At 54.6% G+C, this 19,878-nt stretch carries 19 protein-coding genes; 6 read left to right on the forward strand and 13 right to left on the reverse strand.

Annotated elements, in window-relative coordinates; genetic code table 11:
- Positions 1–32: 32 nt before the first annotated feature.
- The 4 genes from ACFQ1Z_RS01750 (at position 33) to ACFQ1Z_RS01765 (ending at position 5,071) form a co-directional block, all read left to right on the forward strand.
- Positions 33–848: an inositol monophosphatase family protein gene (locus ACFQ1Z_RS01750; RefSeq protein ID WP_379055030.1), complete on the forward strand. Its 816-nt coding sequence runs from the start codon at positions 33–35 to the stop codon at positions 846–848.
- 753 nt (positions 849–1,601) lie between these two features.
- The gene (locus ACFQ1Z_RS01755; RefSeq protein ID WP_379055032.1) at positions 1,602–1,886 is read left to right on the forward strand and encodes a hypothetical protein; all 285 of its coding nucleotides are present in this window, start codon (positions 1,602–1,604) and stop codon (positions 1,884–1,886) included.
- A gap of 14 nt (positions 1,887–1,900) precedes the next feature.
- Complete coding sequence (gene mutS, locus ACFQ1Z_RS01760) at positions 1,901–4,447, forward strand: DNA mismatch repair protein MutS (RefSeq protein WP_379055034.1); 2,547 nt, start codon at positions 1,901–1,903, stop codon at positions 4,445–4,447.
- 24 nt (positions 4,448–4,471) lie between these two features.
- On the forward strand, positions 4,472–5,071 hold the full coding sequence (locus tag ACFQ1Z_RS01765) for a nitroreductase family protein (RefSeq protein WP_379057152.1): 600 nt from the start codon (positions 4,472–4,474) through the stop codon (positions 5,069–5,071).
- A gap of 152 nt (positions 5,072–5,223) precedes the next feature.
- Here the strand turns inward: ACFQ1Z_RS01765 and yfcF are convergent, their stop codons facing one another.
- Both yfcF and sugE read right to left on the reverse strand, forming a co-directional pair.
- Positions 5,224–5,841, reverse strand: a complete 618-nt coding sequence (gene yfcF, locus ACFQ1Z_RS01770; RefSeq protein ID WP_379055036.1) for a glutathione transferase — start codon at positions 5,839–5,841, stop codon at positions 5,224–5,226.
- A gap of 124 nt (positions 5,842–5,965) precedes the next feature.
- Positions 5,966–6,286, reverse strand: coding sequence for a quaternary ammonium compound efflux SMR transporter SugE (gene sugE / locus ACFQ1Z_RS01775; RefSeq protein WP_379055038.1), 321 nt, complete (start codon positions 6,284–6,286; stop codon positions 5,966–5,968).
- A 256-nt stretch (positions 6,287–6,542) separates the two neighbouring features.
- Here sugE and ACFQ1Z_RS01780 point away from each other — a divergent pair, with 256 nt between their 5' ends.
- The gene (locus ACFQ1Z_RS01780) at positions 6,543–6,914 is read left to right on the forward strand and encodes a thioredoxin family protein (protein ID WP_379055039.1); all 372 of its coding nucleotides are present in this window, start codon (positions 6,543–6,545) and stop codon (positions 6,912–6,914) included.
- Between the two features lie 49 nt (positions 6,915–6,963).
- On the opposite strand, the gene ACFQ1Z_RS01785 is transcribed toward ACFQ1Z_RS01780, so the two are convergent.
- On the reverse strand, positions 6,964–7,428 hold the full coding sequence (locus ACFQ1Z_RS01785; RefSeq protein WP_449288882.1) for an Lrp/AsnC family transcriptional regulator: 465 nt from the start codon (positions 7,426–7,428) through the stop codon (positions 6,964–6,966).
- Positions 7,429–7,591: 163 nt separating this feature from the next.
- Between ACFQ1Z_RS01785 and leuA the strand changes: the two genes are divergently transcribed.
- Complete coding sequence (gene leuA, locus ACFQ1Z_RS01790; RefSeq protein ID WP_379055041.1) at positions 7,592–9,286, forward strand: 2-isopropylmalate synthase; 1,695 nt, start codon at positions 7,592–7,594, stop codon at positions 9,284–9,286.
- 42 nt (positions 9,287–9,328) lie between these two features.
- Here leuA and ACFQ1Z_RS01795 read toward each other — a convergent pair whose 3' ends face one another.
- The 10 genes from ACFQ1Z_RS01795 to ACFQ1Z_RS01840 form a co-directional block, all read right to left on the reverse strand.
- Positions 9,329–9,676: a hypothetical protein gene (locus ACFQ1Z_RS01795; protein WP_379055043.1), complete on the reverse strand. Its 348-nt coding sequence runs from the start codon at positions 9,674–9,676 to the stop codon at positions 9,329–9,331.
- A gap of 155 nt (positions 9,677–9,831) precedes the next feature.
- Positions 9,832–10,734 carry a peptidoglycan DD-metalloendopeptidase family protein gene (locus ACFQ1Z_RS01800; RefSeq protein WP_379055045.1) on the reverse strand — a complete coding sequence of 301 codons (903 nt, stop codon included), beginning with the start codon at positions 10,732–10,734 and terminating at the stop codon, positions 9,832–9,834.
- Positions 10,731–11,405 carry a protein-L-isoaspartate(D-aspartate) O-methyltransferase gene (locus ACFQ1Z_RS01805; protein ID WP_379055047.1) on the reverse strand — a complete coding sequence of 225 codons (675 nt, stop codon included), beginning with the start codon at positions 11,403–11,405 and terminating at the stop codon, positions 10,731–10,733. Before ACFQ1Z_RS01805 ends, ACFQ1Z_RS01800 begins: the two co-directional genes overlap by 4 nt.
- Before the next feature lie 5 nt (positions 11,406–11,410).
- On the reverse strand, positions 11,411–12,160 hold the full coding sequence (gene surE / locus ACFQ1Z_RS01810; protein WP_379055049.1) for a 5'/3'-nucleotidase SurE: 750 nt from the start codon (positions 12,158–12,160) through the stop codon (positions 11,411–11,413).
- A gap of 97 nt (positions 12,161–12,257) precedes the next feature.
- Positions 12,258–12,620 carry a DUF2069 domain-containing protein gene (locus ACFQ1Z_RS01815; protein WP_379055051.1) on the reverse strand — a complete coding sequence of 121 codons (363 nt, stop codon included), beginning with the start codon at positions 12,618–12,620 and terminating at the stop codon, positions 12,258–12,260.
- Positions 12,617–13,336 carry a HugZ family pyridoxamine 5'-phosphate oxidase gene (locus ACFQ1Z_RS01820; RefSeq protein ID WP_379055053.1) on the reverse strand — a complete coding sequence of 240 codons (720 nt, stop codon included), beginning with the start codon at positions 13,334–13,336 and terminating at the stop codon, positions 12,617–12,619. Before ACFQ1Z_RS01820 ends, ACFQ1Z_RS01815 begins: the two co-directional genes overlap by 4 nt.
- A gap of 21 nt (positions 13,337–13,357) precedes the next feature.
- The gene (gene wrbA, locus ACFQ1Z_RS01825; protein WP_379055055.1) at positions 13,358–13,948 is read right to left on the reverse strand and encodes an NAD(P)H:quinone oxidoreductase; all 591 of its coding nucleotides are present in this window, start codon (positions 13,946–13,948) and stop codon (positions 13,358–13,360) included.
- On the reverse strand, positions 13,945–14,733 hold the full coding sequence (locus ACFQ1Z_RS01830) for an NYN domain-containing protein (RefSeq protein WP_379055057.1): 789 nt from the start codon (positions 14,731–14,733) through the stop codon (positions 13,945–13,947). Before ACFQ1Z_RS01830 ends, wrbA begins: the two co-directional genes overlap by 4 nt.
- Positions 14,734–14,747: 14 nt before the next feature.
- On the reverse strand, positions 14,748–18,047 hold the full coding sequence (locus ACFQ1Z_RS01835; RefSeq protein WP_379055059.1) for a translocation/assembly module TamB domain-containing protein: 3,300 nt from the start codon (positions 18,045–18,047) through the stop codon (positions 14,748–14,750).
- Positions 18,047–19,795, reverse strand: a complete 1,749-nt coding sequence (locus ACFQ1Z_RS01840) for an autotransporter assembly complex protein TamA (protein ID WP_379055061.1) — start codon at positions 19,793–19,795, stop codon at positions 18,047–18,049. The genes ACFQ1Z_RS01835 and ACFQ1Z_RS01840 overlap by 1 nt, the downstream gene beginning before the upstream one ends.
- Positions 19,796–19,878: the final 83 nt, after the last annotated feature.

Raw genomic sequence — 19,878 nt, forward strand, 5'->3', positions numbered from 1 at the left:
CTATTTTATCAGTTGATCCTCCCAAACACAGCATGCATCCTACCCTAAATGTCGCCATTCGCGCCGCGCGTGAAGCAGGCAAAATCATTAACCGTGCCGCCCAGGATATTGGCGCCTTAAAAATCGCGCAAAAGGATACTAACGACTTTGTCAGCGAAGTCGACCGCGGGGCCGAACAAGCGATCATAGATATTCTGAAAGATGCCTACCCAAAACACGGTTTTTTTGGTGAGGAGAGTGGTAAAACTAATTCTGAAGCAGAAAGCATCTGGATCATAGATCCACTGGATGGCACCACCAACTTCTTGCATGGTTTCCCAGCTTACTGTATTTCCATTGCTCTGCAAGAAAAAGGCGTACTCACGCAAGCGGTGATTTATGACCCGGTGCGTAATGACCTGTTCACTGCTACCAGAGGCAGCGGTGCATTTCTGAATAATCGCCGTATCCGTGTGACTCAGCGTGCCAGATTGCAAGAAGCTTTGCTTTCTACTGGCTTCCCGTTCAAGGATTTCAGCTACCTTGAGACCTATATCAATATTTTCCGCGATATGGCCAAGAAGACCTCAGGCCTGCGCCGCCCAGGCTCCGCTGCACTTGACCTGGCTTATGTAGCGGCAGGCTTTTCTGATGGTTTCTTTGAGATCAACCTGTCACCCTGGGATATTGCTGCCGGCGCCTTGCTGGTGCAGGAAGCAGGTGGGATAGTCGGCGATTTTGAGGGTAACGAGAGCTGGTTGCGCACCGGTAATATTGTTGCCGCCAACCCTAAGGTGTTTGGGCAGATGTTGCAGGTGATCGCACCGCATTTGACGGAGCGGATCAAGACACCGACATTAGAGGCGTAACGCTGATTAGTGTTGGAAAAAACCCGGTTAGTGATAGCCGGGTTTTTTTGTGGCTGGCGGATGGGCGAAGAGTGCATTTGCTGCGATGTGCTAATCGGTATTTCTTTGGATAGTTCTGTGCTGATGGTTAGATGCTGGTGTTCGGTGCTCTTTTTTAGCATTTTATTTTGCCTCTCGGCGAGTTACTTTTCTTTGGATAATTGGAACGTTCTTTTTCGCCTTTAGGCGAGTGCCTTTTCTTTGCGTTCCCAAAGAAAAGGCACCAAAAGAAAGGGCACCCTAGCATCCGCTTGTTTCCTGCGTTGCTCGTCAAAATAAGCGGTCGCGAAACTCGCCCTGACAAGCCACACACTGCGTGGCTTGTTGCGGAGCTCAGACAGTCGCTCCCTTCCTCCTTATTTTGACTCCGCTACTCGGCGCGTCAGATAGGGGACCCGGAAAGACACTACGCGGTTAGTGTGGTGGGCTTTCTCATATCGTATCCCGCTCGACTAGCGCAATAAAACAAATCAAAAGCGCAGTTGCTAAGCGCCCTCTACTCATGGCGTTTCACTAATGGCCCATCGGGGTGGTGTTGACTTTGGGCCCCTATCTGACGCGCCGAGTAGCGCAGTCAGCGTGGGAGGGGTCGGCCAGCGTCTGTTCGAGTTCCGCGGTGGCTTGCGTTTTGTGCAAGCCGCTAGGGCGAGTTTCGTTGGACGCCCACGTTGACGAGCAACGCAGGGAAAAAGCGGAAGCTAGGGTGCATTTCTTTTGGTTACGTTTTCTTTGGGCAAGCAAAGAAAAGTAACTCGCCTAGAGGCGAAAGAAAAAGCTGAAGCAGAGCGCAAAACTTCCAAAGAAATACCGATTAGAGTTTCACAGGAAATGCAGTCATTGCTCAATATTCGAATCAAGCTAATGCCCTTGACCACCCACGCCGTCATTCCAATCTGCTGCAGCGAACATCCCCCTCTAAGTTATTCAAACAATCTCCCACTGAAAAATGCCGCTTTTGTTGTAAGATACAACAGCTTTTTCTACTCATCATTTTTATAAATCTATCCTCCCGCATGGCCTTCGAAAACCACACCCCCATGATGCGCCAATACCTGGCGCTCAAAGCACAGTATCCCGATATGCTGCTGTTTTACCGCATGGGCGATTTTTACGAACTGTTTTTTGAGGACGCCGAAAAAGCCTCGCGCCTGCTGGGCATTACGCTGACCCGTCGCGGTGCCAGCAATGGCGAGCCTATCAAAATGGCCGGTTTGCCTTACCATGCGGCGGAACAATATCTGGCCAAGCTGGCAAAAATGGGTGAAGCGGTTGCCATTTGCGAGCAGGTCGGTGATCCAGCGACCTCCAAAGGGCCGGTGGCGCGCGAAGTGACGCGGATTTTAACGCCAGGCACGCTGACCGATGCGGCGCTGCTGGATGAGACCCGCGACAATACCTTGTTGTGTATTGCCAAAGGCGATGGTGTGTTGGGGCTGGCGCGGCTCAATCTGGCTTCCGGTGAGTTTGTTCTCAGCGAGATCGCGCCCGGGCATTTGTCACAGGAGCTAGAGCGCATACATCCGGCCGAGCTGATCACCGGCGAGGACCATGTGTCTGAGGTGTTGCAGCAGGCACGTTGCGCGAAGAAACGGCTGGCGCCCTGGCAGTTTGACCAGGAATCGGCGCAGCGCAGCCTCTCGCAGCAGTTCAATACCCATGACCTGGCCGGATTTGGTTGTGGCGAGATGCCGGTGGCGGTGGCTGCGGCTGGCGCTTTGCTCGATTATGTCAAACACACCCAGCGCACGGCGTTGCCGCATATCACTGGCTTGCGGGTTGAGCAGACCAACCATTATCTGCAACTTGATGCGGCTACCCGCCGCAATCTGGAGATCGATACCACCATACGTGGTGAGGCCAGCCCGACTTTATATTCTTTGCTGAACTCAACGCAAACAGCGATGGGCGCGCGCTTGTTGCGCCACTGGTTACATCATCCCTTGCGCAATCAGCAGGTGATCCAGCAACGCCACCTGGCGGTGGATGAGCTGTTGACGCAATCTCTGGAGAGCAATTTACAGCAGGCTTTGCACCCCATAGGCGATATTGAGCGCATGACAGCGCGGGTGGCGCTAAAAAGTGCGCGGCCGCGTGATCTGTCAGGGTTGCGCGATAGCCTGTTGCAGTTGCCATCGCTGGCGCGAGTGCTGCCGCATGTGCAGTCTGCCTTGCTGCTGGACCTGCTCGCCGAGTTGCAGGTGCCTGCGCAAGCTTTGCAGATACTGGTGCAGGCCATACAGGCCGAGCCTGCTGCTATCCTGCGTGAAGGCGGGGTGATCGCCAATGGCTATGATGCCGAGCTGGATGAGTTGCGTGCCTTGCAAACCGACCACGGCGACTTTTTATTGCAGTTCGAGGCGGCAGAAAAAGCCAGGACCGGCATTGCCAACCTCAAGGTTGAATATAACAGCGTGCATGGTTTTTATATCGAGATCAGCCGCCTGCAGGCAGAGAGTGCGCCGGCAGAATACCGCCGCCGCCAGACACTGAAAAATGTAGAGCGTTTTATCACGCCTGAGCTGAAAACGTTTGAGGACAAGGTGCTGAGCGCCAACGAGCGCGCACTGGCGCGTGAAAAAATGTTGTATGAGCAGGTGCTGGAAGCGCTGTTGCCGCATATCACGGCCTTGCAGCGTATCGCCACTGCAGTCGCCAGCCTGGACGTGCTCGCCTGTTTTGCCGAGCGGGCGCGGGCGCTCAATTACGTGCAACCGCAATTCCGCAGCGATTGCGGCCTCGATATCCAGCTTGGCCGCCACCCTGTGGTTGAGAGTATCGCCCAGCCTTACGTGGCAAATGATGTGACGCTCAACCCTTATCGCCAGCTACTGCTGATCACCGGCCCTAACATGGGTGGTAAATCTACCTTTATGCGGCAGACTGCGCTCATCGTATTGCTGGCGTATTGTGGCAGTTTTGTGCCTGCGCAAACTGCGGTGATAGGCGAGATAGACCGCATCTTCACCCGTATCGGCGCTTCGGATGACCTGGCCGGTGGCAGTTCTACCTTTATGGTGGAAATGACAGAAACTGCCAATATCCTGAATAATGCCAGTGCCAACAGCCTGGTGCTGCTCGATGAGATAGGCCGTGGCACCAGCACTTTTGATGGCCTGAGCCTGGCCTGGGCAGTCGCCAAACAACTGCTGGAAAAAAACAAGTCACTGACCCTGTTTGCCACGCATTATTTTGAGCTGACGCGTATCGTTGATGAAGCCAAGCACGCGGCGAATGTGCATCTGGATGCGGTGGAGCATGGCCAGGGCATCGTGTTTCTGCATAAGGTAGAAGAAGGCGCGGCGACCATGAGTTATGGCATACAGGTGGCGCAACTGGCCGGTATCCCCAGGTCAGTGGTGCAACTGGCCAAGCGCAAATTGCAGCAACTGGAGAACCAGACGTTTGCTGCCACGCCACAAAATGACTTGTTTGCTGCCGCACAGCCGGCGGAGGAACCGCCATTGCATAGCGTGGTCGCAGCTTTAGAAAGCATACAACCCGATGATTTAACGCCCAAGCAGGCTTTAGAACTGCTTTACACTTTGAAAAAACAACTGTAACAATTACCGTGAGGATCTATGACCATACCTAAGCCAGCGACCACCCAACAGCCTATCCATGACATCATTGCCAACCGCTGGAGCGGCCGCGCCTATGATGCCAGCAAGCCAGTGAGCAAGGAGCAGATCATCAGCCTGCTGGAAGCAGCACGCTGGGCGCCTTCCTGTTTTGGTGATGAGCCCTGGCGTTATGTGGTGTGTAACAAGGCCGATAACATGCAGGCCTGGCAGGCTGCGTTTGATTGCCTGGTGCCGGGTAACCAGGGTTGGGCCGTCAATGCGCCGGTGCTGCTGCTGATCTGCGCCGATACTGTTTTCCGCGCTAATGGCAAACCTAACAAATGGGCGCCGTATGACACCGGTGCTGCGACTGAGAACTTGTGCCTGCAGGCCGCTGCATCAGGTTTAATGGCGCACCAGATGGGCGGCTTTGACGCCGATAAAGCGCGTGCCAGCTTTAAAGTGCCAGAGCGCTACCAGATCTTGCCTATGGTGACTGTGGGTTACCAGGCGCCAGCAGACACCTTGTCTGACGAGGTGAAAGAACGCGAGCTGGCCGCACGTAACCGTCAGCCACTGGGCGAATTGTTTTTTGATGGAGCCTGGGAAAAACCTATCGTTTAATAGGCAGTAGTCTTGGCAGTAGGGCCAGGCAAGCTGAATTTCACTGCAGCCAGATATTTCCTATGCTGAAGTATTTTCTGCGCTGAGGTAAAAGAGCGATCTTGTAAAAGTGCGAAGGCTAACCACCTATCGCACTTTTTTATGCCCATAGGTTATGTAATGCTTCTGGGCAGGTTGACCCAATCCTGTACGCTGGCGCGTTGCCACTGTGCTGTCGCATAATCGGCCAGGTATTCAGGCACCGGGTCACCGGCCAGCACCAGGCGGTTGATCATGAGTGCCAGGTCGGTATCTGCGATAGACCATTGCTCAAACAAATTTAGCTGGCCAGGTTGCAATAACTGCGCCGCAGCGTGAAATAGCTTATTGGCTGCCGCTTGTGCTTTGGCCGATAATGGCTGTGGCGAACGGTTGAGGAACACCACTTCGGTCGAGCGTTCTTCGCGGATAGGCAGCAGGTCACTGCGCAACCAGGCCTGCAGCGATCTCGCCTGTGCTCTTTGCAACAGGGCTAGCGGATACAGTTTAGGGCCTATGTAGCATTCATCAAGATATTCACTGATCGCGGATGATTCGGACAAGCTGAAGTCGTCATCGACGATAGCGGGAATTCTTTGGGTATGGGAGATTTCGGCGTAGGTGGGCGAAGATTGTTCACCATGTTTAAGGTCTAACAGGCGCAGCTCAAAGGTCAGGCCTTTTTCACGCAGTGCGACAAACGCCGACATGGCGTAGGGTGAAAGATAGTCGGCATCTACATAAAGTAACATCGCTCATCCTTTCTTTATTGCACAGGTCTTTATTGAACATGACTTTACTACACAGGCCTTTATTCAACAGGCTTCAGTAAATGGGTGCGGCTGCACCCATTTACGTTTTTCATGGCCCAAAAAATTAGACCAGGGCCGCTATTTTAAGCCCCACGATCCCTGCCACGATCAGCACCAGGCTGCCTATGCGCAACGGCGTGGCCGGTTCACCAAACAGTATCATGCCTAATATCACGGTGCCTATGGCACCAACGCCTACCCAGATGGCATAGGCAGTGCCTACAGGCAGGGTTTTCATCGCCAGGCCGAGCAAACCTATGCTGATGATCATGGCTAGCACAGTGCCCACGGTAGGCCATAGCTTGCTGAAACCATCGGTATATTTCAGGCCTATGGCCCAACCCACTTCAAATAATCCTGCAATCACAAGAATAAACCAAGCCATACAACATTTCCTTTCAGATTAAGTCAGGGTCGTCCCTGGAGAACGTCGTCTCTGGAAAACATGGAGCGGTGGGGTCGTCCTCACTTCCTGGCTTCATCATACCTCAGGTGAAATGATATTCAAGTGTTGCGGCTTTGTGCGTCATTGCGGCACAGAGACAGGCAGACGCGCAGTTTGCTATCTGCATAGTGAATGGCGGTCGTATCCTCTGCTACAATAACGGCACAAAAATTAATCCATTGGAACAGGAAATATCATGGCAGTAATAACGCTGACTAAAGCGAATTTTAAAGAAACCATTGAAAGCAATGATTTTGTCATCGTCGATTTTTGGGCACCGTGGTGTGATCCATGTGTGGCATTTACACCTACCTTTGAAGCAGCCGCAGCAAAGCACCCCGATATCGTGTTTGGCATGGTCAATACAGAAACTGACCCGGAAATTTCCGATTATTTTGACGTCAAACAGATCCCTGGCCTGCTGGTGATACGCGAGCGTGCAGGTATCCATGCACAAGTCGGTGAGATCGGTGCCCCTGCCTTTGATGAAATCATCAAATGGGCGCGTGATTTTGATATGACACAGGTGCGCAAACACTATGCTGAAGAAGACGCAAAAAACAAATAATCTGTTTTAACCAGTGCACAAAAAGCCATGCCATGCATGGCTTTTGTTTTTATACGATAGGCAATCTGGCGCGCGCGATCACATTGCGCAATACAAAGCTGGTGTGCACGCCGGTCACGCCAGCTATCCTGGTGATCTTATGCAGCAGCAGATGCTGGTAATCATCCATATCCCTGACCGCTACCTTCAATAAATAGTCTGACTGCTGGCCGGTGATCAGCAGGCATTCCAGCACTTCCGGCACATTGACTATGCTGGCTTCAAAGTTGGCAAAACGTTCCGGCGTATGCTGGTCCATAGAAATACCTATTAACGCCATCAGGCTCAGCCCCAGTTTTTTCGCATCTATCAATGCCTGGTAGCCGGTGATCAGCCCGGCCTGTTCCAGCGCTTTGACACGGCGCAAACAGGGGGCAGGCGAGAGGCCTATGCGTTCGGCGAGCTCCTGGTTGCTGATATGGCCATCAGTTTGCAGGATGTCCAGGATCAGCCTGTCAAAACGGTCTAGTTTCATAATATTTGTTCTTTAAATTTTAAATTGAAATAATATTACATTTATTTTTTATATATTGAAATTAAATTTCAATATAAAGCTATTTAAAACAAAAATAGCAATAATATTTTTCCTGAAACGCCTATCATGTGTGGTATCGAATTTATAGTTCAGGAAAAACAATATGCACGCACAACCTTCACAGAAATATCAGCCTTTCCCAGCTGTCCAGCTGCAAGACCGCCAGTGGCCGGCGGCAGTGATCAGCAAACCGCCGGTGTGGATGAGTACCGATCTGCGCGATGGTAATCAGTCGCTGTTCGAGCCTATGGATGCGGATAAAAAGATGCGCATGTTCAAGATGTTGTGCCAGATCGGTTTCAAGGAGATCGAAGTGGCATTTCCTTCTGCCTCGCAAACGGATTTCAATTTTGTGCGCACCTTGATAGAGCAGCAGCATATTCCCGATGATGTGACCATAGAAGTGCTGACGCAGGCGCGCGAGCACCTGATACGTCGCACTATGGAGTCGGTGCGCGGTGCGCGGCGTGTGATTGTGCATATTTACAATGCCATTTCGCCGACTTTCCGCGAGGTGGTATTCAATATGAGCAAGGACGAGGTCAAAGCCATGGCGGTGGATTCCGTCAAACTGGTCAAAGCCATGGCAGCGGAGATGCCAGAGACAGAAGTCATACTGCAATACAGCCCGGAAACCTTTACCGCGACCGAGCTTGAGTTTGCCAGGGAAGTCTGTGACGCGGTGACCGCAGCCTGGGGCGCGACGCCAGCACGCAAAGTGATCATCAATTGCCCGGCGACGGTAGAAGTGGCGACGCCGAATGTTTATGCAGACCAGATCGAATGGATGCACCGCCACCTGGCACGGCGGGACAGCGTGATCCTCAGTCTGCATCCGCATAATGACAGGGGCACGGCAGTGGCGGCGACCGAGCTGGGTATCATGGCCGGCGCCGACCGCGTCGAGGGTTGCCTGTTCGGTCATGGCGAGCGCACCGGTAATGTGGACCTGGTCACCGTGGCACTGAATATGTACACCCAGGGTGTGCACCCGGGGCTGGATTTTTCTGATATGAATGCGGTGGGGCGCACGGTTGAAGAATGCACGCAGATCGATATACACCCGCGTCATCCCTATGCCGGTGACCTGGTATTCACGGCTTTTTCTGGCTCGCACCAGGATGCCATTAAAAAAGGCTTCGCCAGCCAGCAGGAGCATGCTCTGTGGAATGTGCCTTACCTGCCCATAGACCCAAAAGACCTGGGGCGCAGTTATGACTCTATCATCCGCGTCAACAGCCAGTCCGGCAAAGGTGGCGTCGCCTACCTGATGGAAAGCCAGTATGGCGTGGTGATGCCGCGCCGTCTGCAGGTCGAGTTTTCCGGGGTGGTGCAGCAATATACCGATGCCCATGGCAGCGAGGTGACGGCCACGGATATCTGGCAATTGTTTAACCGCACTTATACCGAAGCAGCCACACCGCTGAGTTTTAATGACTATCAGCTGCAATCACAGGACGGTGGCCAGGCCATACGGCTGACAGTGGCTGTCAACGGCGTAGCCACCGTACTCAGCGGCCAGGGCAACGGGCCGGTGGATGCTGCCATCCATGCCTTGCAAAGCATAGGCGTGCATGCGCAGGTACGCAGCTTTGAGGAGCGTTCGATAGGTGCCAGTGCATCGGCCGGCGAGGCCTCGGCCTGTGCATTTGTCGAGGTGGTTTGCGAGGGCAGGGTGTGTTACGGCGTGGGTATACACCCCGATATCGTGACGGCTTCTATACAGGCCATCATCAATGGTATCAATCGTTGTGGCGTGGTTCCTGTAGCTAAGGAAGCGGCAGTCAAGGTCGCCTGAGCATAGGCTATCAGCCAGTCAGCACTGGCTGATAGCAGCGTTTTACCAGTGGCCGGTGGTCAGCAGGCGGTAGAGGAAGTACACGCCGACTGCCATCATAAGATACACCGGCAGGTTGCTGGCGTAACGCCGCTTCTGGTTGCTGATATGGGAGTTGTAACGGTGGAATCCTATCACTGCCACCACAGCCAGCACTGCCAGCCCAGTATTGAAAGCCGAGGCAGTGAGCCAGTACCACCAGTCATAAGGCGTCACGCCGGAGCCGAACAGGTGTACGGCGATGCCTAGCAAGCCGCAGATGATAAGGGTGACGGTGACCAGGGCCTGCAATACCTGCCACGGGCTATCCGGGCGAATGTCGCGGTTCTTGTCGAACTGATCAGGATCCATAGCGCTTTTCCTTTCGCAAACTCAACCATGCTGTACACTGTGCGATTGTCCGCCTGATACTGCCCTGCTGTAAAGCCGGGCTTAGGTCGACCCTGGGACTGGCCCTGGGGTCTGAAGCAAAAGGTGCTGCAAGCGCAAAGCCTACTAGCGCAAGGTCAGCTATTGCCGCTATTGGCTGCCGTGCCCGGGCTGGCAGCCGGATTGCCAGGCAGGTAGCTGACCGGGTCTACCGGTTTGCCTTTTTGGCGGATCTCGAAATGCAGCATGGGCGGCTTGTTATTGCTTGCTGCTGGCAGTGTCGCCAGTTTTTCACCCTGCGTGACAAAAGTGCCTTCTTTGACCAGAGAGTTGCCCTGGTGCGCATATACCGAGAGCAGATTGCTGTTGTGCTTGACGATGATCAGCTTGCCGTAGCCGCGTACATCCATGCCGCTATAGATCACCTTGCCAGCACCGGCGGCGCTGATCGCCTGCCCGGCGGCACCAGTGATGTTCAATCCCTTGTTCATCTGCGGGTCAAAGCCGGCACTGACTTTGCCGGCCACCGGCCATTGCCACTGGATATCCGTGTCGGCAATCGCTTCGATATCCTGGCCTTCAGCCGGGGTTTTGGGTGTCTCGGTCACAAAGCCCGGGCTGGCCGCGGCTGTGGTGGCTGCTTCACCCGTAGGAGCGAATTCAGGGCGCGTGATGGCTGAAGTCACTACTTCGGCGTCATCTGCACTCTCTACGGCTTTGCTATTGCTGTTGCTGACGCTGGTCACCGCTTTAGGGTTGATGTTGAGCACCTGGCCTACGTGTATCTCATACGGTGCCTGCAACTGGTTGATCTCGGCCAGTTTCAGGTGCGGGACGCCGAATTTTCTGCCTATGCTGTACAGGTTGTCGCCTTTTTGCACCAGGTACTGGTTAGCGCCTACAGACACTGGTGCCGCTGGTTTGCTCTCCGGCGTTTTGGTGCTGCTGCTGACCGGTGCGCGCGGCATGGGGGAGTTAAGCGCACACGCTGCCAGGGTGGTGGCAGTCAATCCGGTAATCAGCAGTGAGCGTAATCTCATGATAAAGCGGTTCCCCCTAATAATGGTACAAACTTGACCGGTTCCAGCGCCGTTTTCTGCACGCCTTGTGCGGTCCTTTCAATCAGGTGCAATACCTGTTCCGAGGTGCCGACCGGGATCACCATGCGGCCACCCACGGCCAGCTGGTCTACCAGTTCCTGCGGCACATGGCTGGAAGCAGCCGTGACCATGATGGCATCAAACGGGCCGTAATCCTTAAGGCCTACGCTGCCATCGGCATGGTCCAGTTTGACATTGGTGCATTTCAGCGCGCGCAAATGGGTCCTGGCTTTCATGACCAGTGGCCGTATGCGTTCCAGCGAGAATACTTCATTGCTGACGCGCGAGAGCACGGCGGTCTGGTAGCCGCAACCGGTGCCTATCTCCAGCACCTTGTTCAGCTGTTTGCCGTTGCGCAGTATCTGCGTCATCTTAGCCACTATATAAGGCTGCGAAATGGTCTGGCCATAGCCTATAGGCAGCGACACATCTTCATAGGCGCGGATGGAAAGGGCTTCGTCGACAAAGATATGGCGCGGGATCTCGGCCATGACATTGATGACGACTTCGTCCTGTATGCCTTGTTCACGCAGACGGGTCAGCATGCGCTCGCGCGTGCGCGAAGAAGTCATGCCTATGCCGGTTTTATTGGAAGTTCTGGGAATTGCCATGGTGCTTAATTCTTGGCTTGTAACCATTGTTGCATGGTGTTGATCTGTGAGTGTTTGGTCAGGTCTACCTGTATCGGTGAAATCGAGACGAAACCTTGTGCTACTGCATGAAAATCAGTGCCTTCGCCGCCGTCATTCGGTTGCCCGGCCGCGCCTACCCAATACACGGTTTCGCCACGCGGGGTCTTGAGCTGTATCACCGGCTCGGCCTTGTGGCGTTTGCCCAGGCGGGTGATCTTCTGCCCTTTGATCTCGCTCAAAGGCACATCCGGCACATTGACATTCAACAAGGTGGGTTCAAGGATCTCGCTGTGGTTGAAGCGTTGGACCAGGTCGACCATGATGCTGGCCGCTGTTTCAAAATGGCTGGGCTGGTGCTGCGACATGGACACGGCCATAGAAGGGATGCCCAGCAGATAGCCCTCGGTGGCTGCCGCGACCGTGCCGGAATAAATAGTGTCGTCACCCATATTGGCGCCGTCGTTGATGCCGCTGATCACCATATCAGGCATTTCCTGCATCAGCCCGGTCAGCGCGATATGTACACAGTCGGTAGGGGTGCCGTTGACGTAAAAAAAGCCATTGGCCGCCTGTTTGACGCTCAAGGGTCTGTCCAGTGTCAGCGAGTTGCTGGCGCCGCTGCGGTTGCGTTCCGGTGCTACCACCGTGATATCGGCAATTTTACTCAGGTGTTGCGCCAGTGCTGCCAGGCCAGGAGCCAGGTAGCCATCGTCGTTGGATAACAGGATTTTCATGCCGGATATTATATAAGGTTTAGTGCGCTTGTTTATGTCGGCAGATGAAAGAATTTATGCATGACAGCGTAGCGTTGGCGCAAGTAATGCATGAGCATCAGCCAAGCTGGTAACGCCGCCCGCTGTATTTGGCATAAGCCACCACACTGGCAAAGAATACCAGGCTCAACACGATCTCTGTCCATGCCAGTGCCCGCGTGACCCCGGATTCAGCCCAGGCCCTGACTACGCCTTCGGTAAAGTAAAACAGGATCAGCATGCCAGACCATTGGTAGGTATAGCGTTTGCCGCGCAAGATACCGAACAACGGTGCCAGCAAAGGCAGGGTCTTTAAAAACAGCAAACTGCCGCCGCTGCGTAACGGCGCCCAGAATATCTCCCAGCCCAGGCATAACACGATCAGACCCAGCAGGCTGACACTGGCGCCCAGGCGGCCCCATTTTAAAATCGTCGCACTCATGATCTGCAGGCTTGTGCGAGGGCGACCAGGGCTTTGCGCGCATCCATCGCGTTCAATACCGGTTTTTCAAACTGAAAGCGCAACTGGCCGTAGTTCTCTTCGCCTTGCGTATATTTGACATCAAAGCCTTCGGCATCCAGCCCTATCATTTCTGCCTGGTCGGCGGTGATGCCGTGAATATGCTGGCAATATTCCAGCATGCTATCTATATGGTCATCGTTCATATGCGAGACGATGCCGGATTCTTGCGCCGCCAGCATGCTGGCCGACAGCTCTTCATTCAGGCTGTCACCTTCAAACCAGTCGACGCGGCCCAGGCCGGCGATATAGCGCACATGTTCCAGGCGTATACGGTAAAGCTGGAATTCCTCGAGGTCATAATAAGTCACGGCGTCGGGAAAGTAGCGCAGGTAACGGGCGCGAAAGTCAGCGTCATTCTTTTCGCTAGGCAGGGCTTCACCTATTAGCGTCAGTTGCGCCTGCCGGTTTTCGGCTTCTGAGAATACCAGCAGTGAGACTTTGGCATTTTCATGCATATTCTTGGCATGCTCGGCACTGGCGTTGACCAGGATGACCGGCTCGGCCTGCTGGTTACAGACAAACGGCGCGATGGCGCCGAACGGGTAGCCCGGATATTTCATTGAATAGGTGGACAACACGGCATGGCGGTTGGCAAACAGGAATTGGCGGGCTTCGCGGGTGAGAGCGGCGGACATACAAGTTTCCTCAGTAAACGGTTATTGCAATTTGAGTGCAGTTTCGGCCAGGCGTTTCCCCAGCGCCAGGCATAATTTTTTTTCTTCGTCTGTGATAGGCTGGTCATCCCTGGCGCCGCCTATATGGCTGGCACCATAAGGCGTGCCACCGCTGGTGGTGGTGCCCAGTTGCGGTTCGGAGTAGGGCAGGCCGACCAGCAGCATGCCGTGGTGCATTAATGGGATCATCATGGTCAGCAACGTGGTCTCGTTGCCGCCATGCATGGAGCCGGTAGAAGTGAACACGGCTGCCGGTTTACCTATTAATGCGCCTTTCAGCCACAGGCTGGTGCTGCCATCGAGAAAGTATTTCATGGGCGCGGCCATATTGCCGAAACGGGTAGGGCTGCCCAAGGCCAGCCCGGCACATTCTTCTAGGTCTTGTAAAGTGGCATAAGGCGCGCCTGAAGCGGGAATGTCCGGCTCGGTCGCTTCATGATTAGCGGAGATCTTAGGCACGGTACGCACGCGGGCTTTGGCGCCAGGCACGCTTTCTACGCCGCGCGCGATCAGTTGCGCCATTTCTTTCACGGCACCGCCCTGGGAATAATAAAGGATCAGGAGTTCAGTCATTTTTTTCGTTTATCGCGTAATTTCTGTTTTTGGTCGTCTAACTCGAATAGGCCTATGGCATTCACCAGTTCACTGAATTTGGTATAACCGTAATTGCGTGAGTCAAAAGCGGAAAAGTTTTTGACGATATGGTTTTTCACCGCACCCATGGCGGCAAAGCCGGTCTCATCCGACAGCCCTTCGATGGCGGAACGTATCAGTGATACCAGCTTGGCATCAGTGGCCAATTGCTGTTTGGTTTTTTTGCCTATGGGCACCAGCGTGATCTGCTCTGCATCTGGCCTGGGTTTGCTGGCGGCTTCTACTTGGTTAGAAGATTCTTCTTCGTTTTTCTCCTGCAGCAGGATCTCGAAATAAACGAACTGGTTACAGGCAGCGCGCAGCGATTCCGGTGTCTTCTTCTCGCCAAAACCATAGACGAATTTGCCGGCTTCGCGCAAACGTATCGCCAGCCGCGTAAAGTCGCTATCGCTGGACACTATGCAAAAGCCATCCAGCGGCGCGGTGTAGAGCAGGTCCATGGCATCTATGATCAGGGCGCTGTCAGTGGCGTTCTTGCCTTTGGTATTGGCATATTGCTGTATGGGCTGGATGGCGTGTTTGGGCAGTACCGGTTTCCACTGTCTGACATGGTCTGAAGTCCAGTCGGCGTAAATGCGCCTGACACTGATATCGCCGAACTTGGACATTTCTTCAAACAGCTCATCGATGATAGGAATGACGTTAAAGGTGTTGTCAGCATCGATCAACACTGCCAGCCGGGGATTTTTATTGTCCTGATGCATGCCATCCTCCTGGATTAATCAAAGCTGAAACCGTAGAACACATCCAGCGCGTTATCCGAACCGGTCCTGGTCTCTATCGAGATACGGTTGGTTAACTGGTAGGTGAGTTTACCAACATTTAGTAGCCCGACAATGCTTTTTTCATAGCCGACCACCAGTTTGCTATTGATGCGTTTGCCTACGCTGACCGCATAGTTGGTGGCTCCTGAGCCGCGTACATCTATGCTGTCCAGGCCTATGGTCTGCGCGATCTTGGTTTGTAATGACACCGAATCGCCTTGCGACAGCAAGGCACTGGCCGCCACTGATAGCATGGCCATATCGTTGCTACCGACCGCCGACATCGGTTGCCCCAGCACCAGTAGCGATATCTTGTTCTCATTGCTGGTTTCCGGGCTGGAGACCAGTTTCAGCTGTGGCGTCTGCATGCTGCCGTTGATCTGTATGCCGACTTTGGTGGCTTCTACCTGGCGGGTGGCCAGAATATCCAGGCCTATATTCGGCAGCTTGCCGCTGAAGATCAGCCTGCCGGTTTCTATATTCAACGACTGACCATACGCCAGATAGGTGCCGGTCACCTCCAGCGTGCCGGTGGCGGCCAGGTCGTCCAGTGCGCCATCCAGCCGCATTTTACCGCTCAGCGCACCGTTGAGGCCCTGGCCGCGCAACATGAACTGTTCGGATTCCTTGAACGGCAGGCCGGGTTTGTCGCCAAAATCCAGCCCGAAACCCTGAAAACTGACCTGCGACTTTTTCTCGGCAGTCATTTTTTCTGGCGATTCGATCACCACATCTTCGTCCAGTTGCGGTTTATCTCCCTTGGGTAATTCAAACAGGCCTTTATGGATTTTAAGGTTGCCGCTGATATTGGTGTTTGTACTGGTTAGATGTAACTTGGTATCACCACTGAGTTGCACCCAGCGGTCAACTCTGGAAAGTGCTTGTAGCTTGTTTAACTGTACAGATAAATCCAGTTGCCAGTCAGGCTGCTTTAGAGCCAATAAGCCGGTGGCATTCAATTCACCGCTTTTACCGGCAAAGTGAATCTGCTTAAAAGTGATCTTGTCACCCGCCATGGTCGCGTTCAAACGCCCTTGTTCCAGCCATACCCCTTGTGAAGGCACTTGTAATGCCAGGGATTCGCCTTGAATAGAGCCATTTAGTTGTGGGTCTGCCATGACGCCGCTGATCTTTGCGTCTACCGCCAGGCTGCCCGCCGGTTGTATGTCGGAGAACAGTCTGGCAAACCAGTTCAGTTGCCGGATATCCGCCTTGAGGCTGGCAGAGACCGGGGCTGAGTTCTTGATCACAAAACCTGCGGGCGTGGGCGTCACCACGGTGTTGGCTGAGAGTTGCAGATTGATGGCGTCAGCGGAGCTGACCGTGCTTTCTACACTCACTTTGTTGTTTTCAGCCTTGACGTTGGCAGACAGTGTTTGCAGGCCCAGCGCCTGCCATTGGGCCTGGTTGATGTCATACACCTGCCAGTCGCCCTTGCTGCGTTGCAATTGCAAAAAGCCATTCAGGCGCTGGTCAAGTTGCATATCCCATTGCGCGGATAATTGCAGATGGTCTGCCGGTAACGCTGCGGTTTGATCAGGCACAAGCCAGGCCAGCAAGGCTTGTACCGGGAAATCCCTGAGTGCACCGCGCGATTGCAGCTGCATCATTTGGGCCGCCTGGCCAGAGCTGGTCGCCGCCTGTGCCGGACGCGCCTGTGCCGGACGATAGTGCAGTTTTTCCAGTTGCAGCTGCCCGGCGTAGACATTTAGCAGCAATTGTTGCAGGTCGAATCCTTGTGCTGTGCTCCATGACATATTGGCCGGGCTAGCCAGCTTAAAGACTTTGCCGCTGGCGTCTTGCAATTGTGTGAGTTGGGCCTGCCAGCTGTCATTCTGCCAGGCGCCGTTCAGGGCCAACTGTATATTGCGTTGCAATGAGGGGTCAGAATCCTTGATCTGCAAGCTGAGTTGATGCTGAGCCAGCGTGCCCTTTAAATTCAGTTCTGCCTCTATCGGCGGGCTGTCTGTGCCCTGGCTGTTCTGTTGCGACAGCCCATGCAGCTTGACCTGCTGGTCTATAGACGCTTGCAGATTGTCAGATGCCTGCCCCTGTAGCTCAAAGCCGGCGATGACCAGGCCTTTGGGTAGCTGCAATTGTTGTCCGGTCAGACGGTATTTAGCATGAAAGCCATCGGCAAGATGCTGAACCATGCCATCACCTTTGACTTGGCCGGAAAAGCCCGGCATGAATTGCGCCAGGTTGGGCAGGTCGGCCTGCCAGTTCAGCTGGGTGCCACTAGCCGCAGCCGGCTGCGCAGTGCGCAGGGTAAAAGTGTTTTTATCCAGTTGCGCCAGCAGGTCGAGCCGACTGAGTTGCTGGCCCTGCAATGTCGCCGTGCCGCGCACGATCAGCGCCTGTGACTGCAAACGGCTGTCGCCGGCATCCACCTTGACCTGTATGGTTCCTTGCTCGGTGAGGCTGCCATCAGCCACGACTTTTAAATCCATATGGCCCGCCAGTTGCGGATGCACATGCCTGGCCTGGAATTGTTGCAGGTGGAACAGGAAATGGCTGTTACGCGCCTCATCCAGGCCTATGCTGGCTTTGACTGTCACTACATCTGCGTCCTGCTGCGTGGCAGGTGCTATCGCGAACGGCCTGGCATCTGGCTGGTAGTGATGGCTGGCGGCTATCTCCAGCCTGGTCAGGTCACCGTGTAATTCGGTACGCAAATGATAGGGCAGGCTGCCTTGCGATTGCTGTACATCCAGCCAGCCAGTCAAAGCAAACGGCGCGCTATTTTGCATCTGGAACTGGGTGCTGATCTCCCCCCACGGGCTGTGCGCCTGGGCAATGCGGAACTGCATGGCCTGGTTGTCGGCATCCAGGTCAAAGCGTATCTGTTCTATCTGGTAAGTCGCTTGCCCCTGTATGATGGTCAGGCGCTCTATATTGCCAGACAGCAGATGAAAGGGCAGTGGGATATTGATACGTTTGGGCAGCGGCTCACTCGCCGTTTTGGCACTGCTGGCGGCTGGTTTCGGCTGGGGCTTGAACTGCAAAGTCACTTGTCTGGCAGTGAAACTGGAGACTGTCAGCTCGCCACGCGGCGTCACTCCCAGCCGCATATCAGATGCGATGCCTTCGACCTTGAGGGTGGCGTTGCCGAGGTCGGTTTCAAACTCTTTCAGGCTGGTGACCACCATGACATTGGCGGCCCAGACCATTTGCGGCGTGATGGCCAGGCTCAGGCATAGCATGCTCACCAGGCTTAACCTGCATAGTCGTGACAGCCAGTGCAGCAATGACATCAGAAATTCACCCCCAGGTTAAAGTGCAAACGGTATTCCTTGGTTTCTTCGCCATAGGCGATATCGACGCCTACCGGCCCTATCGGGCTGCGAAAGCGCGCGCCCAGGCCATAGCCCAGCACCGGGTCATAATCTTTCCAGCTATTGGCGGCATTACCAAAATCCACAAACACGGCGGCGCCCCACGAAGGCGTCAGCCATTGCACAACTTCGCTGCTGCCGGTCAGCAGCACGCGCCCGCCCACCGTGGCGCCGCCTTCATTGACGCCCAGTGACTGGAAAGCATAGCCGCGCACCGACTGGTCACCCCCGGCACGGAACAGATAAGTCGCCGGCACCTTGCTGGCCGAACCGTTGACGCTGCCGACTTCCAGCCTGCCCAGCCACTGGGTTGAGCTGGTGAGCGGGTAAAACGCCTGTACCCTGGCTTGCGTCTGCAAAAAACGGCCATCAGAAATACGTTCAAACGGCGAAAGCTGGAACTGCGTATTCAATATCCAGCCCTTGGTGGGTGCCTGCTGGTGATCCAGCTCACGCATATTCAAACCATAGGTGACGGTGGCGGCTTTGTTGAACTGCGAGTTGACTTCATCCACCTCGAGCAATTCATACAGCAGGTTGGCACCCACGAATTGCTCAAACTTGCGCGGCTGGCCCCAGTAGCGCCGCACGCCGTTCTGCAAGGCGGTGGTGACTTGTCCCTCGAGGTCGGTGCGGGTCAGGCTGTTCTGTATGCTGTCGCGGTAGCCTTTATCATCGGTGAGAAAGGTGATGTTGGAGGTGGCTGCCTGCAAACGCTGTTCCAGGCGTATGCTGCTATCCCACAGCAACCCACGCTCAAACAGGTTGCGGTCAGTATAGTTGAACACGATGCGCGCGCCGGTATTGGTACTGGCACCCACGCCTATGCGAAAAGATTTTTCTTCGGTCTCGCGCACGGTGACATCTACATCGGCGCTGTGGTCGGGGTTGAGCGTTTGCGTGTTAGCCACCACATCCACCTGGCTGAATTTGCCTGTGCTCATAAAGCTGTTCTGCAACAGCAGCAGTTCTGATTGCCGGTAAGGGTCGCCGGATTTAAGGGTGTTCAAGGGGCGGATCAGGCTTTCCGGGTAATGCTGCAAGCCATGGATATTGACTTTGCCAAAGCGCACCGCCGGCCCGGAATCCACTGCGATATTGATGGCGACTTGCTGGGACTGCGCTTGTACCATGGCTTGCGACAGCGTGATCCTGGCGTTGGGAAACTCAGCCCGCAGCAGTGAGGCCAGCAGGTCGCGCTTGGCTGCCGCCCAGGCTGGCTGGGTGAATACCTGGTTGGCTGGCAATGACCAGCTGTTTTTGGCTTGCGCCAGTATTTCACTGTGTGCGGGCTGCTGTATCTCTCCGTTCAGGGTCAGTGTCACCTGGCTGACTTTGGCCTGTGGTGGCAGGTTGACGCGGAATTCGACCCGCTTGGCGGCAGGCTGATAGGCCTGCGTTTTGACTTTGAAATAACCCTGGGTGGCCAGCAGGTCGGCAATCTCCTGGGGCGTCTTCTGAATGAGCCGCCGCCACTCACCTTCATTCATGCGCGGGTTCTGCATGGATTCATGCAGCGTCAGGTGTTTTTCAAGTAACTCGCGCAGCTGCTGTTTGTTTTCGGGGGGAGTGTCGCTGGTGAGGGAAAAACGCGTCTGGTAACTGCCTTGCTTGACCTGGAACCAGTCAGCTTGCTGCGCTTGCACCGCTGTCACCGGAAGCAGCATGGTTGCCATGCAGGTCAGGCTGGCGAGCTTATATATAGATTGCTTGCGCGCCAATTGCCTTAAGTGCAGCGCTGACACGCAGT

The sequence above is a fragment of the Methylophilus luteus genome (genome assembly GCF_042676265.1).
Classification (GTDB): Bacteria; Pseudomonadota; Gammaproteobacteria; order Burkholderiales; family Methylophilaceae; genus Methylophilus; species Methylophilus luteus.